10 protein-coding genes are annotated in these 16,157 nt (G+C 59.4%); 6 read left to right on the forward strand and 4 right to left on the reverse strand.

Annotated elements, in window-relative coordinates; genetic code table 11:
* Positions 1-172: 172 nt before the first annotated feature.
* Positions 173-1,201 (reverse strand): Ldh family oxidoreductase, encoded by a 1,029-nt coding sequence (locus AB4N47_RS10350; protein ID WP_341637588.1) that lies wholly within the window; start codon positions 1,199-1,201, stop codon positions 173-175.
* Between the two features lie 232 nt (positions 1,202-1,433).
* Between AB4N47_RS10350 and AB4N47_RS10355 the strand changes: the two genes are divergently transcribed.
* Positions 1,434-6,272: a dermonecrotic toxin domain-containing protein gene (locus tag AB4N47_RS10355; protein ID WP_460154499.1), complete on the forward strand. Its 4,839-nt coding sequence runs from the start codon at positions 1,434-1,436 to the stop codon at positions 6,270-6,272.
* A gap of 71 nt (positions 6,273-6,343) precedes the next feature.
* Here AB4N47_RS10355 and AB4N47_RS10360 read toward each other — a convergent pair whose 3' ends face one another.
* Positions 6,344-6,613: a PepSY domain-containing protein gene (locus AB4N47_RS10360; protein ID WP_341637590.1), complete on the reverse strand. Its 270-nt coding sequence runs from the start codon at positions 6,611-6,613 to the stop codon at positions 6,344-6,346.
* 153 nt (positions 6,614-6,766) lie between these two features.
* On the opposite strand from AB4N47_RS10360, the gene AB4N47_RS10365 reads away from it, so the two are divergent.
* A complete protein-coding gene (locus tag AB4N47_RS10365; RefSeq protein WP_341637591.1) occupies positions 6,767-7,768 on the forward strand; it encodes a FecR family protein in 1,002 nt (333 codons plus the stop codon).
* Positions 7,769-7,820: 52 nt separating this feature from the next.
* On the opposite strand, the gene pvdQ is transcribed toward AB4N47_RS10365, so the two are convergent.
* The gene (gene pvdQ / locus AB4N47_RS10370; RefSeq protein WP_341637592.1) at positions 7,821-10,160 is read right to left on the reverse strand and encodes a bifunctional acylase PvdQ; all 2,340 of its coding nucleotides are present in this window, start codon (positions 10,158-10,160) and stop codon (positions 7,821-7,823) included.
* A gap of 243 nt (positions 10,161-10,403) precedes the next feature.
* Between pvdQ and AB4N47_RS10375 the strand changes: the two genes are divergently transcribed.
* The gene (locus AB4N47_RS10375; protein WP_341637593.1) at positions 10,404-10,781 is read left to right on the forward strand and encodes a fe2+ zn2+ uptake regulation protein; all 378 of its coding nucleotides are present in this window, start codon (positions 10,404-10,406) and stop codon (positions 10,779-10,781) included.
* 18 nt (positions 10,782-10,799) lie between these two features.
* Here AB4N47_RS10375 and AB4N47_RS10380 read toward each other — a convergent pair whose 3' ends face one another.
* On the reverse strand, positions 10,800-10,988 hold the full coding sequence (locus AB4N47_RS10380; RefSeq protein ID WP_460154500.1) for a hypothetical protein: 189 nt from the start codon (positions 10,986-10,988) through the stop codon (positions 10,800-10,802).
* Between the two features lie 357 nt (positions 10,989-11,345).
* On the opposite strand from AB4N47_RS10380, the gene AB4N47_RS10385 reads away from it, so the two are divergent.
* Genes AB4N47_RS10385 through AB4N47_RS10395 form a run of 3 tightly spaced genes read left to right on the forward strand, consistent with a single transcriptional unit; the run spans position 11,346 to position 16,137 of the window.
* On the forward strand, positions 11,346-12,593 hold the full coding sequence (locus AB4N47_RS10385) for an MFS transporter (protein WP_341637594.1): 1,248 nt from the start codon (positions 11,346-11,348) through the stop codon (positions 12,591-12,593).
* Positions 12,594-12,602: 9 nt separating this feature from the next.
* Positions 12,603-13,733 carry a LuxE/PaaK family acyltransferase gene (locus tag AB4N47_RS10390; RefSeq protein ID WP_341637595.1) on the forward strand — a complete coding sequence of 377 codons (1,131 nt, stop codon included), beginning with the start codon at positions 12,603-12,605 and terminating at the stop codon, positions 13,731-13,733.
* A 1-nt stretch (position 13,734) separates the two neighbouring features.
* Positions 13,735-16,137 carry an acyl-CoA reductase gene (locus AB4N47_RS10395; RefSeq protein WP_341637596.1) on the forward strand — a complete coding sequence of 801 codons (2,403 nt, stop codon included), beginning with the start codon at positions 13,735-13,737 and terminating at the stop codon, positions 16,135-16,137.
* The last annotated feature ends 20 nt before the right edge of the window (positions 16,138-16,157 follow it).

Genomic DNA, 16,157 nt, shown 5'->3' on the forward strand with positions numbered 1-16,157 from the left:
GGTTCGCTTTTTTTATGCCCACCGCTTTGCTTTTCCATTACTGAATTCACCTCGGTATCCCAAGTCGGCGTACCTCGCCCAAACCACGCGGTCAGTCCCCTCTCCCCCCGGGAGAGGGCTAGGGTGAGGGGCTTTTGACCTTGTCACTGCAATCGTCAGAACAACAAGAGACTCACTCCCCCGCCAATTGCCGCAACTGCCCCAACGTCTGCTCATCCAGCGCAATCCCTTGCACCATCGACCGACTGCGCTGCAAATGCCGCCGATCCCCCGGCAAACGCTTGAGCCCGACTCCGTGCATCTGCCGCACCAGTTCCTCGCTGCGCTGGGCGAAGTTCTGCCCCGCCGCTTTGCTCGGATCGATGACGATCAACAGCTGACCGGTCCATGGCGTCTTCGCGCCAGGATGGTTGGACCAGTCAAACTCGAATGAGAAATTGCCGCCGGTCAATGCCGCCGCCAGCAACTCGACCATCATCGACAGCGCCGAGCCTTTGTGCCCGCCGAACGGCAACAATGCGCCGCCTTCCAGAATCGCCTTGGGGTCCTGGGTCGGTTGGCCGAGGCTGTCCACCCCCATGCCGACCGGGAGTTTTTCACCTTTGCGCGCGGCGATCTGCACATCGCCATGGGCGATGGCGCTGGTGGCAAGGTCGAACACAATCGGCGCGGCGTTGGCCCTTGGCGCGGCGAAGGCAATCGGATTGGTGCCGAACAATGGCCGATCAGCGCCATGGGGCACCACGCAGGTCATGCTGTTGACCACGCTCAGCGCGACCAGACCTTCGTCGGCGAAGGGCTCGACATCCGGCCACAAAGCGGCGAAATGATGCGAGTTGCGTATCGCCAGCACCGCGATCCCGGCATGACGCGCCTTCTCGATCAGCAAAGGTCGGGCCGCTGCCAACGCTGGCTGGGCAAAACCGTTGCCGGCGTCAACCCGGACAAACCCCGGCGCGACGTCTTCAACCTGGGGCACCGCATGGCCATTGACCCAACCACTTTTCAGCGTCGAGACATAACCGGGGATGCGAAACACGCCATGACTGTGAGCGCCGTCGCGTTCGGCGTTGGCGCAGTTGGCGGCCAGCACCCGGGCGACTTCGCTGGACGTGCCGTGGCGCAGAAAAATCGTTTCAAGCAGTTGCGTCAGTGCCTCGAGGGACACTGTGGACGAAGCATGATCGTGTGGCGCAGACATCTGAAGCTCCAGAATGATTATTGGAGGGAACAACAGCGTACGGTCGATTTTGCCCACCGATTAACCGCGCCCGAGCTGCCAGCTGTCAACCCTTCGATTGATGGGCATCCGCTGGCGCGCCGTGATGCACATTTCACTGTCAGCGTGTGCGGTAACTATCTACCGCAAGTGCTCCAGCCTGCGCATCTACTGTTGAGTTCCAGCCCGATGGCGCCCGTTCAGAGTTGCAATGATGTCCACCCCGACTGCCCCGCTGTTGTTTCCAGTGATATTCGATTCACCCGGCCTGCACGTTGACCTCGGCCCAGCACACGGTCTCAACAGCAAAGACTTCGACTGGCTTGCCCATGCGCAACTGGCGACGCAATCGCTGCGCAACAAGCAGACCCCGCCGATGCTGGCCGAACGCATCCTGCTCAACGCCGACAAGCAACAGGCCGTGCCGCTGGCGGGCAGCTTCATGCTCAGCGCAGGGCCGGATGACAACGGCGTGTTTCTCTATACGCCCTACGATGGCCTGAAAAAATTCGCTGACCGCCAAGCACTGACGGACGCACTGCAGACACGCCTCGACAATGCCGGGGAAGCTGATGATCTGCTGGCTTTCCTCTCGGTTTCGCTGCGCAAGGAACTGGTGGAAAAACGCGGGATTACCCTGACCTGCGAAACCATCGAAGGTGATGTGTTCGAGGACCAGCAAGCGGCAATCGGCGAATCCCTGGACAGGTGCGCCCGTGACCTGCTGGACGAGCTCAAACGCCTGCCATCCCTTGCAACGTTGCTGGAAAAGATTCTCGATGAACTGCTCGAACCACATTTTGCCGCGTTGCAACAGTCGCTTACCCGGGTCGGTTTCTATTCGGCGACCTCCTCTGAGGGCAAACAGTGGGTCGACTCGCTATCGCTGACTCAAGCGCTGCTGCTGCACTTTCATCGCCAGGGCTGGCCGCACGGTCAGACCGTGGAATTTACCCATCCCGCTCGTTCGGTAAGCGAGGACGATCAGTCTGCCTGGACAAATGCGATCAAGTCCGCATCGGGAAAGTTGACCATGCTGTTGTTTCGGCAGCTTGAGATCTACTGGAATGGCGCTTCATTCGAGGGTTCGCCCAGACGTACTTTCTTCAGCCAGACGCTACAGGATCAAGCGCGAGCGGATCTGATGATCAAGCGCGAAACGCAGATCCTCACCGCCAGCGAGTTCGACGCCCTGCACAGCCTGGTACGTGAGCCAACCGTTGCGGTACGGCGGCCAACGTTCGAAACCGTGTGCCTGAGCGAAGAGACAGCCTGTGTCGAGCTGGCCGGCTCGCTGATGATCAATCATGACAAGGCTTATCTCTATACGCCCAGCCAGGGCCTGCAGGTGCTCACCGACTACGCCGACCTCAAACAGACACTGACCGCCAAGCTGAGGGCTGCCGGGCACGAAGATGAACTCTACGGGCTGATGAATCTGCAAGAGCGCAATCGTTACCTCGGCTTCGCTAACGCCCAGGTATCTGGCGAAAACATCGGCGGTGAGATCATGACGACGCTGTTCGAGGCGATCCTCACCAAGCAACGTCAGAACATTGAATTCGTTCTGCAGCGTTTTCGCCAGAGCGCGCGCAGCACCGACGTCCATGCGCTCTTCGACAAGGCGTTGGATATCCGCTCGATGATTCATGAACGGTTGCTCAAGCTCGACGTCAATCAGCGCTGGAGCACGCGGCCGCTATTTACCAGTACGCCGCCATCGTCACTCGTGCAGGCGGACAAGGCTGCGCAGCAGGCGACTCGTCTGGGGCGAACGCTGGATAATCTGACCAGCCACTTCAAAGATCAGCCGACCGGTAACGGCGCCGAACAGCGCGCTTTTCTCGAAGGCATTCTGTGGAAACTGGCGCAGGCGTTCGAAGATGGCCTGCGTGGTGAGGCGTACATGCGCAGTCTCAGCGGCTCATGGCTGGAGGCGGAACGCAAGATCGTCGACACCGTGTTCGATTCCAGGCATCCCACACGCAGGGACCGTCACTCACTCAATGGTTTTCGCCCCGATGCCTGGTCCCTCACCCTCAATGGTCCCAAGTTCAAAGGTGCGCTGCCGCTCGCTCACTGCGTGCTGCTGACCGAGCGCGGCGGCATGGACGTAAAACATTCAGGGCGCGCCATCCTCTGGACACCGGCCATGGGGCTGGAACTGTTCGACGATATCGACAGTGTGCAAAAGCAACTGCAACAAAGGCTGGACGACAATAACCAGAGTTACGCGCTGCTGGAAAATCTGCCAAAGGCGCAACATCGATTCGACCAGCAATACACCTTGGGCGAGTTTCAATTGATTGACGGCAGTGTCTCCCGAGACCGCATGCAATCGGCCATTGAGCAGTTCCTCGCTGAATGCGCAGTGCTGCGAGTGTGTATCAAGGAACCGAAGACATTGGCGACGTTCCTTGGTGAAATGAAAAACGCTGTCATCGATACCAATCTGCAACGCGCGATTGATCTTGCACGAACTCTTTCGCGTCATCTGGACTATCCCGACTGGTTGCGCATGGCCTCGGCGACGGAGCAACGCACGCAACTCGCTCTGCTGGATGAACTGCGGCACGCGTTCATCGATGGCAAGGATTTCCTCGATGACGTCCCGGCGCTGGCCACTCATATCGAGCAGACCCTCAAGACACTGCTCGACGCCCGATTTCCAGGCAACGGGCTCAAGCCACAGGACATCCGGATTACCCCCAACCTGACACTGGCAGGCCCTGCCTGCAACCTGCTGGAGTTTGCCTTGCATCACTACAACGTCGTGCAGGGCACCGGTTTCAAAGTCGCATCGACAACAGCCACAGCATTGCCAAAGGATTTTGCCCAGTCCGCGGTACGGCAATTACTGCAATCTCTTGACGTCACCACCACCTACACGGAGAAAGTGACCGAAGCGCTGTCCGCCGACAGCGCGTCCGCACGTGCCAGCAAAAAGCGTTTTTTACGCCAATTACCCTGGCAATTGATGCAACACGCCCACTCGATGAAATTGCAACAGCAGCTTTCGGATACCGGTTATGACTACATTTGCCAGGTCCTCGACATGCCGGACGGGATAGCGCGGGCTATGGTCGAGGGTGCCGATGCCATCGCTTGTCCGCTATCGTTGATCAAGACTGCAGGCGCTGATTGCGTTGACGCGCTCGGATTGTATGTCCTCGGTCCGGGCGCAGGGCGAACAGGCCCCCGGGTTATCTATGCGCCTTACTCCAGGTATGTATTTCGCGAGTTCGAAAACGAAGCGCAGTTGATCGAAGCACTGAATACCCCCGGGCACTTCCAGGATTTGATCATCCGGCGTCTGCCTGAGGCCCAGCAGGCGGTCTTCAAGAGTCTGTTGAAAACAACGATTGGTAAAAAAAGTGAAATCACCCTTCATGACACGCCCATCAATGACAACCTGCTTGAACGGTTTCACCAGGATACTCTGAGCCTTCTGCCGCAACTGCTGCGTAGCCAGCCACAGATCAACGCCCAAGCGGATTGGGAAGCGGTGAAGTCTCTGTTCAGTCACGGCGTGCGTCTGGTGCCACATTTGCTACCGGGCAAACTCGCATCCGTTTTTTTCCTCTGGCGAAGCTACCAGGACTTCAAGGCGTCCGCCGAAGGCCTTCAGGATCACCACTGGGCAAACGCCCTGAAAAGCTTCATCGCAGGGGCCATTACACTCTTCAGCCTGGGACGTCTGTCCTGGGAAAGCGAGGCAGAAACGGTCAGTTCCGAATTCGCCGCAGAGGCGCACGCACCAGCCTCTACAGCCACGACGGTGCAAGTAGCCTCTCGCTGGGCAAAAGTGCCACCCGTCACCCCCGCTCGTATCGATTTGCAAACCTTTGAAACCAGCACTGCGCTGCAAAGCCTCAAGCTCGATGCCAATAAGCTGGTCTACGGAGATTCTTCGACGACGCAGAAATACGCCGCCATTGCCGGCAAGGTGTATCCGGCGGTGCAGATCGAAAAAGCCTGGTATTTGCGCAAAGAAGACGGCAGCCAGGGGCCGTCACTCGAGGAGAAGAATTCCCGTCTGGTCGTTGCGAGCACCAGCCAGCCGGTTTATCGCTGCCGATCAAAACAACGTGACGCCGCTCAACACGAAGTGGAGGAAAACCGTTCAATCGAGATGTACGTTCAAGCGAGAGGCATGACCCAGATCAACCGTCGCTATCCCGCCAGAGCGTTTGTGATACAGCAAGCCGTAAATCGTGCCAGGGAATACGCGGTCAATTGTCTGCATAACTACGTTACACGGCGCGACAACTTCGAGGGCAAACGATTGGAGACGGTATTAAAGAATTTCTTCGAGGTGACTGACATAACGCCCTCGCTGCTCAGCAAGCTCGAGAAGGTGATAATTCCTGTTTGCCAGGAACTGACGAACCCTAAAGATGATTTGCTCTACACCGAACGCTTTTTGGCGGGTCTGAACGCGAAAGGTCGGGCGAATGTCGTTGCATTCGTTTTCAAACAGGACAAACAAAAAATAATTCATCTCACTGAGGTATTTTTCAATCCCGGAATGGACAGATACACCGCCCATTTGCCTCCTCGGTTCAATGTCGATTCTCACGCACGTGCTGTAACGCTTATCCATGAGCTCTCGCATCTGGTTTGCGACAGCGATGATCTTGAGGTCGTGCAAGCCATGGCGCCTTATCTGGACCTCATCGATACGACGACGGACGCGGGGAAACATGCCAAGGAATCCCTTGAGCGTCATCGCAGCTTGTTGTCGCGCTACGGCCAGCACTTGTTTGCAGTGAAGACCGGCCATCAGGTCTGGACCGACCTGGATCAGATGCCGACGCATGCAGGGAATTACAACAAAATACTCAGCCTTACCAAAACCACAAACCTTGCCGATGCACGCCTGGCGTTTTGCAGCTCTCAGTCTGCGGATGCGCGGATTGACGTCATGCTCGCCAACGCCGACTCGATCGCGTTGCTTATCAGCGAAATGGGCCGCCAGCTCGACCCGCTTCCCGCCCTTTCATCATTGAGTTCGAGTTCGGATCAGGCAGGATCCTCGCAAGCGCTGCCGTGAAGACAAAAAAATGCGCTGACGTCGCGCCAGCGCATTGCTCAACACAAGAATCAGTGAGTGCTTAAAGTGGGTTAGTCCTTCTGGTCCCGCAGCACATTGCCGGAAGCGCCATCAATGCGAAATTCGTAAACAGCGCCGTCGGCCTTGCGCCCTTCGCCTTCCCAGTAGCCGTCATTGTCGGCGCCGATCTCATAGACCTCGACATAACCGGCTTTGGTCTTGGCGACCTCAATGGCTTTCTCGATGGTGATCCAGCCTGCGCCCGGCTTGTCCGCCAGAGCGGCACCGGCGCTGAGCAAACCAGCAGTGGCGATCAGGGCTGCGAATGTCTTTTTGATCATTTTTTCACTCCATTTATGGATAGTAGGCAGTTGCTTCCTGTTTTTTTGGGCGCCACAGGGAAAAATAAGTTCCACGTTGATGGGTAAATGCCATGACGGATGTTCTCGGCAGCCTGCCGGCGAGGTTAGAATGAGCGAAATCAGGACGAGTCAATGACCCAAGACACTCTCTCGGAAGCCGAATACGATGCGATCACCGATGCCGCCGCGCACTGGTGCATGCGTTTGCACGCCGCTGACTGCACGGACGAGGAGCGTCGCGCATTTGAAATCTGGCACGCTGCGCATCCTTTGCACGCTTTCGAATACGAAGCCATGCAGGAGATCTGGGAGGTCGCCGGAGATTTGCCTCGAACCGAGCCCGAAGCACTCGCGGCGCAGCGCAAACCCTTGCGTTCGTGGCGCAAGTTCGCAGTCATTGCCGGTGCCTGCGCCCTCGCCTTGCCGCTCGCGGCTTACAGCGGCTGGAGTATGGGCTGGGTGCCCAACAGTTATCAGCATTACGCCGCCGCCGACACTGTGCGTCAGATCACCCTGAGTGACGGCAGCCAACTCGAACTCAACCTGCACACCGACCTGACCTTCAGCAACTACAAACATGAACGTCGCGTAACCCTGAACAAGGGCGAGGCGTTTTTTAATGTCAGCCATGACGCGTCTCATCCGTTTGTGGTTCGCGCCGGCGACGGCAAAATCCGCGTGACCGGTACGCGGTTCAATGTGTGGATGTACGAGGACCAGGTGCGGGTCAATCTGGTCGAAGGTTCGGTGTTGGTCAGCAGCAATCGCGATCTGCCGGGCGACGGCCTGCGTTTGAGTCCATCGATGCAGGCACGCTACCGACATGGCGATTACGCACCGCAAATCAGCCAGACCTACCCCGGCGATACCTCGCTGGCGTGGCGCAGCGGCCGACTGATACTGGACAACCTTGCGCTGCACGACGCCCTGCCTTTGATCAACCGTTACCTCGACAAGCCGTTGATGCTGGCCGACACCAGTACCGGCGCGATCCGCGTGGGCGGTGTCTACAACATCAAAGAGATGAACAACCTCGCCAACAGCCTGCCCAAAGTGCTGCCGGTCTACCTGACCCGGAACAAGGAAGGCAATCCGGTGATCAATTCGATGCCGCAACGCCCGCCGAAAAGCTGAAGGCCGCGTCCCTTGCGGGAGGCGGCCTTCATTTGTTTCAGGGGGTGACTGTTTACTGCGCTGCCACCTTCCCTGCCTGATCCTGCTTGATCGTCTGCACCTGATATTGCGGATCCGCCTGGATCTGCTGTTCGGTGAACGGCAGGACACTCCACTGTTTCTTCGAAAACGCTGCAGTCTGATCCCGCGAGTACATTGACATCGGATCACTGGATAACGAGAACGCCAGCAGCCCTTGGGCATGCGGGCCTTTTTCGTCGAAGCTCACCACTTGCAGATAGCTGGTGCCGCTGACCACTTCAAGTTTGCCATCCTCACGGGGCACGCTCTGCATCGCGTTGTAAATGCCCAGCGTCCCCAGCCCGCCATGAATCGGCGTTTGCTGCCCGCCACTGCTGACTACCTGGATGTCACCCCAGCGCGTGTCGGGTTTCAGGCCCATTTTGCCGACCCGCTCGACCGACGCCAGCATCGCTTCACGCAGTGCTTTGGCGACGGCAGGCTGCTCGATGGCCAGGCCGCGAGGAGTGTTTTGCGCATCTGCCGGATTGAATGCAACACGCCAGATATCGGCTGATTCAAGCAGCGCCTGCATGATGTTCTGAAAATGCACCAGACCGAGCCCGGAATCCAGATTGGCGCGGCCGTCCCACGCCTTGAGGCTGGCGCACGCAGACTTGAGTGACGCGGTATCGCTGCCCAGGTCGGCGCCGCAGAACTTCAGCAGATCGGGCATGACCTGCGTGGCCAGATAGACCTGATCGTCCATGACCATGCGCTGCAGATCCTTGATCGCCAGTGGGCCTTTTTTGCTCAGCTCACCCAAACGATCAAGCGCGAACCGTGAGCGCAGGCCCAGCGGTTGTCCTTCCTGACTGATCAGCGGTGAATAGCCGGTGAGCGGTTGAGCCGGATTGGCCAGCCATGCCGAGTCGTTGGAGTGCTGAACGAAATCCCTGCGCAGCAATTGCGGCAACTGGCTGGAGGCGAAGATGCCCTGCTGCGCGGCTTGCGGATCGACATCCCAGGCACAGCCGCTGTTGGCACCGTCCAGGACAATCATGCGCAGACCGAGGCGTGGGTCGCTGCACTTGGCCAGTTTTTCCGCGCTGACATTCGGCACCACCGACAGGTTCATGTAAAGCGTCTGGCCCTTGTCATCCACCGCCAGAGTATTGACCCACGGGATGCCCTGAATCTTGTGCACTGCGTCTTGCAAATCCTTGAGACTGCCGGCCCGGTTCATTGCGTACCACTGTTTGAGCACGCGATCGTTGTCGAGGTTGGCATCGCGCAAGCTGTAGGCGTATTGCTTGTCCCAGTCGAGCTTGCCCGGCCATTGCACGATCGGACCGAACTGCGAGCTGTAGATGTCGCGCGCAACCGGTACGACCTGTCCGTCAGCCTGCTTGACCTGCACGGTAACCGTCTGTTTGCTCAGTGGCAGCGACTTGCCGTCGAGCAGGTAGCGGGTCGGATCCTTTGGATCGAGTTGCAGGCGATACAAGGTGAAGTGTTTCGACGAGTCGACAGTGTGGGTCCAGGCCAGATGCTGGTTGAAACCGATGTTGATCATTGGCAGACCCGGCAAAGCCGCGCCCATCACATCGAGCTTGCCGGGGATGGTCAGGTGCATCTGATAGAAACGCATGCCGCCGACCCACGGGAAATGCGGGTTGGCCAGCAACATGCCACGGCCGTTGAACGAACGCTCGCTGCCGACTGCCACGGCATTGCTGCCGCGATCCAGGGCGAAACGTTGCTGGCGGGCGTCGGCCAACTGGAACGCCTCGGCATCGTGCTTGACCTGTGCGGTGGCTTGCGGCGGCGTGGCGCCGGCCAGAGCCTCGGCGAACTGCCCTACCCCGCCTTCCACCAACAGGCGCCGCGTCAGTTTGACCAGATCCTCGGCACTGATACCACGTACCCACTCGCCCTGGCATTGCTGCGGCAATCCTTGCTGGCGCCGTTCGGCCAGATAGCGGTTGTATCCGGCGGCATAACCCTCGACCAGCTCGCGGATCTGCGTCGGTTGCGCCTGCCAGAAGGTTTCGACCGCTTCTGGAGTGTTGAGCCAGGTGAAAAACACATCACTGACGCGGTTTTCCCGTTGTTCGACAGTGAACTGCTCCGGGCCGAAGTAGCGTGAGCGCTCGCCGTTGACCGTGACAATCTCGTTGGCCAGCAAGCACAGGTTGTCCTGGGCGTAGGCGTAACCGATGCCGAAGCCCAGCCCGCGTTCGTTCTCGGCACGAATGTGCGGCACGCCGAAACTGGTGCGGCGAATGTCCGCGCTGGTTTGTGCATCCGGACTGAGTGCATGGGCCGACAGGCTCAGTCCGAACAAGGTGCTGGCGAGGGCCAGCCCGGTGAGTTGCCTGGAAATAATCACGCTTGCTCCTGATCGAAAGGTCGATTGCCCCTGCGTCCACGCGCAATGAGCCTGTCGAAGAAACGAAGCTGAGGAAAAAAATTTAGCGGGCAATCCTTCGGGACGAGGCCGGCATCACAAGGCCGAGACGAATTTGCGACGAAATTTCTACATCTTTTCTTTCATGATTTGTCGTGCTGAAACGTCTTGTTTAGAGAGCGCAACAAAACCTTTCCCGATCTGGCTCTGAAAAGGAGTAATCGCATGTACAACTCGCAACTACCATCGGACGGTAGCCAGACGCCACAAGGCGTATCCATGAGTTCGCACAACGGCAATTTCACCCAGCGCGGCGAGCGTCCGGGCAATGAGCGCATTCGTGTGCTACTGAAGAGTTTCGGCCTGCGCACCAGCCTGATTCGCCTGAAAGTCATCGACGCCCTGCTGGTGGCGGCACAAAGCAATCGCCGCCTGGGCGTACGTGGCGTGCACAGCCAGTTGCTCGATCTGGACGTGCCGTTGTCGTTTCTCAGCGTGCGCGAAGTACTGAAACGCTTGTGCGCCGAAGGCGTGATCACCTTCAACGCCGACAAGAGTTACAGCCTGCATCCACAGGCTGCGGCGGTCCTCAACCACGAATGAGGCACCGGGTGCTCGCCGTTACGGCTTGACCTTGCGGCGCATCACGCCATTGATCACCACCACAACCACCGCCACGCCGATCGCGACATTCTGGAAAGTTTTCTCGGTGATCATGCCGGCGTTTTGCAGCCAGGACAGGCCCAGCATGATCGCCAGTACGGACAGGGCGATCAGAATCGAATAAATCAAGCGTTGCTTCTGGGTCATTGCGGTTTCCTGAAACGTTGGAATGTATGCGTTTGCAAGCCATACGCTTGCCGAATTACGGGGACGTGCCGGGGCGAACGGAGTGCCATGTTACAGCTGCGGAAGATTTTTCGCTGCATGGCCGCCCAACCCGGAAGCGCGGCCCGCCCGGTCGATTTACCGCAAACAATGCCCGCCCTGTCGCGGGCATTGTTGTTTCTGCCGCAATGGCAGCCAGGTAAACATGTTTGCCTTCCGCCCGCCCTTTAAACATGCCGTAAGTTTTTGAAATCTGCTGACGCAGCAAACGGCTAGGTCGGCTGTGCGTCTGCGCCTAGGCTCTGCGAACTTCCTACCACTCTTAAAACAGGGATGTTCATGCAGAGAACACTTATAGATATCGGCCCCAGGCAGGTTGCGGGTTTCTGTCTGGCGCTGACCGCTTTCGAACTGCTCACTTACATGGCCAGCGACGTGATCATGCCAGCGATGCTGGACGTCACTACCGACCTCGAAGCGGACGCGCGGCATGTACCCCATGCATTCAATCTTTATCTGTTGGGTGGCGTCTGCCTGCAATGGCTACTGGGTCCCTTGTCCGATCAATTCGGGCGAAGGCCACTGTTATTGATCGGTAGTGCGCTGTTCGGTGTGTCGTGCGCGGCAGCTTTCAGCACCGACAGCATTGAAGCGTTCAACCTGTTGCGTCTGTTGCAGGGCATGGGGCTGGGATTCGTCGTCGCCGTGAGCTACCCGGCATTGCAGGAGGTTTTTTGCGAAGCCGACGCCGTCAGGCTGATGGCGTTGCTCGGCAATGTTGCGTTGTTATCGCCGTTGCTCGGGCCGCTGCTTGGCATCCTGCTGCTGGAATGGCTGAGCTGGCGGGAAATTTTTCTGCTGCTGGGATGCACAGCAGCGCTGGTCTGGCTCGGCCTGTTGCTGTGGATGCCGGAAACCGTGGGCGTCGAGCGCCGCGACGGTCAACAAACTCGCCGGGTGCCCTTCTCCTGGCGCCTCACTTGTCGGCGCTACGGTGCGCTGTTGGGCAATCCGCGTTTCCTCTGTGCCAGCCTGGCGCTCGGCCTGATGAGTCTGCCGCTGATCGCCTGGATAGGCCTGGCGCCATTGCTGCTGGTGCGGGTGCTGGACATGCCGCCGCTGGAATATGGCCTGTGGCAGATACCGGTGTTCTCGGCAGTCATCGCCGGCAATCTGATTCTCGACCGCTTGCTGCAGACTCATTCGCTGACGCAATTGATTCAACTGGCGCTCTGGCCGTTCTGTCTGGGCCTTCTGTTTCTGGCCGCGTGCGCATTGCTCGGTGCGGGGCTTGGACCGGTGGTGGCGAGTCTGTCGCTGTACGCCGTCGGGCTGGGCATGAGCAATGCGGCGGTGTATCGCCTGGCGCTGTTTTCCAGTGACGACAGCAAAGGCCTGGTATCGGCGCTGACCGGCATGATTTCGATCGCCGTCATGGGCCTTGGCGGTTCGCTGATTGCTGCCATCGGTGGCGGCAGCCGTCTTGAATACTTCGCTCTCTGGGCCGCATTCGGCGGGCTGATGTGCCTGCCCATGGTTTACCGGCTCCTGCAAACCACCACCGCTGATGTGGCCTCGCCTCAATAAGGAACATGGATGACTCACCTACCCTATGCCGACGCGCTGTGCGCGTTGACGCAACCCTATTGCGCGGATTCAGTCCCGCCCGCTCTGTTTGATCGGGCGATGGCTGAAATCACCCGCTTTCATTGTGAGCACACTCCGGGTTACGCCCATTGGCTCAACGCCCATGGACTGGCACCGCAAGAGCTCGACAGCCTTGATGACTGGTCGCGTCTGCCGCCGATCTTTGCCAGTTTCTTCAAGCAACACCTGCTGCTGAGCAGCACGGGGACGAACGCTTTGGAACTGACTTCGTCGGGCACCAGCGGGCAGAAAAGCCGGATGCGTTACGACGAACGCAGCCTGGCTCGGGCGCAGTTCATGGTTGCGCAGATCTTTCGCCATTACGCCTGGGACACTCCAGATAGTCCGTGCAACTACCTGCTGTTGAGCTACGAACCCGAAGGACGCATCACCTTGGGCACCTCGTTTACCGACCAGTTTCTCTGTCGGTTTGCCCCGGTCAATCGCGTGGTCTACGCCTTGCGTAACACTGGTCGCGGCCATCAGTTCGATGGATTCGGCGTGATCGCCGCCTTGCAGTCTTTCGCTGAAGAAGGTTTGCCGGTACGGATTTTCGGCTTCCCGGCGTTTCTCTGGCAGACCCTGCAACGCATGCAGGCTACCGCTGTGCAGGACGTGCAATTGCCCGCCGGTTCGCTGGCCTTTTTTGGCGGTGGCTGGAAAACCCAGGCCGCGGAGGAAATTCCCAAACAACAGTTTTACGCCCATATCCATCGGCAACTGGGCATCGAACCGGCCCGCTGCCGCGACGGTTACGGTGCTGTCGAGCACGCGGTGCCTTACATCGAATGCGCCCGTCACCGCTTTCATGTGCCGGTGTATTCGCGAGTGCTGATTCGCGATCCGGCGGATCTTTCCCTGCTGCCCTATGGCCAACAAGGCCTGCTCGGCTTCGTCTCGCCTTACATCTCATCGAGCCCGGCCCACGCCGTGGTCATGAGCGACCTTGCCACGCTGCACCCGGGCGCAAGTTGCGGCTGTGGATTGACCAGCGACTGGTTCGAACTGCACGGCCGCGCCGGGACCACAGCGGGCAGAAGCTGCGCAATGGCCGCCGCCGAATTACTGGGAAGTCACTGATATGTATTTGATCAATGGACAACTGCACCACGCTTATAGCCTCGACCAAGCGCTGCAAGACCTACAACAGGCGTTGCCGCAACACTTGGCGAGGGCACTCGACAGCCGCACAGTCATCGATGCAGTCGCGGGATTTGCCCGGCAACTGCATGACGCGCACTCGGATCTGCCCCTCGACAACGAGCAGCGGCAGGCCCTGATCGATTTCTGTCAACCCGAAGCGCTAGCCTACAAACGCGAGCGGGAATTGGGCGCCGAAGCCGATTGCCTGCGTCGTTTCGATTATCGCCAGCCACGCTTCGAAGCCTGGCATCCGCTCGGTCTGGTGGTGCACATCACTCCGGCCAACGCGCCGCTGCTGGCCTTTTGCGCGGTGGTGGAAAGTCTGCTCGCCGGCAACGTCAACTGGTTGCGCCCCAGCCGCAGCGATCAAGGCCTGACGGCGCAACTGTTGCGCGCGTTGGTCGACTGCGATGCCAGCGGACAACTGGCCGGACATGTGGCGGTGATTCCAGCGAGCACCGAGCAGATCGGCAAGCTGTGCAAACCCGCGAACGGGGTTGCAGCGTGGGGTGGCGAAGCGGCCCTGCAAGCGATTCGGCAACAGTTGGTGCCGGGTTGTCGCTGGATCGATTGGGGGCACCGCATCAGCTTCGTCTATCTCACCCCGGAATCGTCTACGCCGGAGGCGCTTGATGCCGTCGCCGACGAAGTCTGCCGACTGGATCAGCAGGCCTGCTCCAGCCCGCAATGGCTGCTGGTGGACAGCGATGATCCGCAGGTTTTGTGCGATATCGGTGAACGCCTGGCGCAGGCCCTGCAACGACGCGCCGCGCAATGGCCGGCTCTGGTACCGACAATCCAGGAAGCCTCGCAAATTACCACGCACACGCAGATGGCCCGCCTCGGCCAGAGTTTCGCCGGTCACACCGGGCAAGTCTGGAACGGCCCGGGCTGGCGGGTGATGTGGACCCATGATCGGCAACTCGCGCCTTCACCGCTGTTTCGCAGCGTACTGCTGCACCCGCTGCCGCAAGCGCTGCTCACTGCCGCCCTGTTGCCGTGGCGCAACGTCCTGCAAAGCTGCGCGCTGATGTGTGCGCAATCGCGCATTGCCGAGCTTACTCATGCGCTGATCGCCGCCGGGGTCACGCGTATCGCACCGATCGGCAGCATTCACGACGGTTACGCCGGCGAACCCCATGACGGCGTCTATGCGCTGCAACGTTTGAGTCGGCGGGTATCGGTGAGTCTGGCGGCCACGCAGCTGCCGAATCAGGCCAGTCTCGATTCACCGCCACTCGCGGCGAAATCGTGCGCTGCAATCATGAACAAAGAGGCCTTCGTCGCCCAGCCCATCAACAATCAGGCGCAGTTGTATTTCCGCTCCGGAGGCAGCAGCGGCACCCCTGCTCTGGCCGGCTACAGCTATCGCGATTTCGATCGGCAGATGCGCGCAACCGCTGACGGCCTGTTCGCCGCTGGTCTTGATCCGGCGCGGGATCGGGTCATGAACCTGTTCTTCTGTGGCGGGCTGTACGGCGGTTTTCTCAGTTTCAGCAAAGCGCTGGAATTGCTTGAGGTGACGCACCTGCCCATGGCCGCCCCTACAGATGACGACTACCGCGAGATTGCCCAACTGATCATCGACCAACGGGTCAACGTGCTGGTGGGAATGCCCGCCACACTGCATCGCCTGTTTTTGAACGAGCAGCAGCGGCTGCGCGCTTATGGCGGGGTTGAAAAAGTCTTTCTGGGTGGCGAGCACCTGAGCGAGCAGAACCGTGCATTACTGCGCAGTTGTGGCGTCGCGAGCATTCGCTCGGCGATCTATGGCAGCGTCGATGCCGGCCCGCTAGGCCATGCCTGCAAGGCTTCGGCGGATGGGGTTTTCCATCTGATGAACGCAATCCAGCACTTGGAAATCGTCGCGTTCGATGAGGATGTGCCGGTGATCGACGATCAAGTGGGACGGCTGCTGGTGACCTCGCTCGCCCGTGAAGGGGGCCAGCGCGTGCAGCGTTATGAGATTGGCGACACCGGGCGCTGGCTGCCGGGCGTCTGCGCCTGCGGGCTGAAGTCGCCACGCTTCGAGCTGTTGCAACGCCACGGCAAGCTGTTGCGCATCGGCACTGACTTCATCTCCCTGAGCGAATTGGCGTCGCGGCTGCAAGTGCCGTTTCAGTTGCAGCTGGACCACAGCGCTGACGGCGTCGAGCGCATGCAACTGCACTGTGAACTTGCCGCCGACATCGCTAAACACCGTCTCGCCGATTACCTGACCCTGATGACCGTGGTCGACAGCGGATTGCTGGTGCTGCAGATCGAACAATGCCCGCCCGAGCACTTCGTTCAAAACAGACACAGCGGCAAGACGCCGCTGGTCATTGACTCCCGCCGCTGACGCTTGCCGTGAGCTGGCTC

The organism is Pseudomonas sp. S3_G06, from assembly GCF_054667565.1.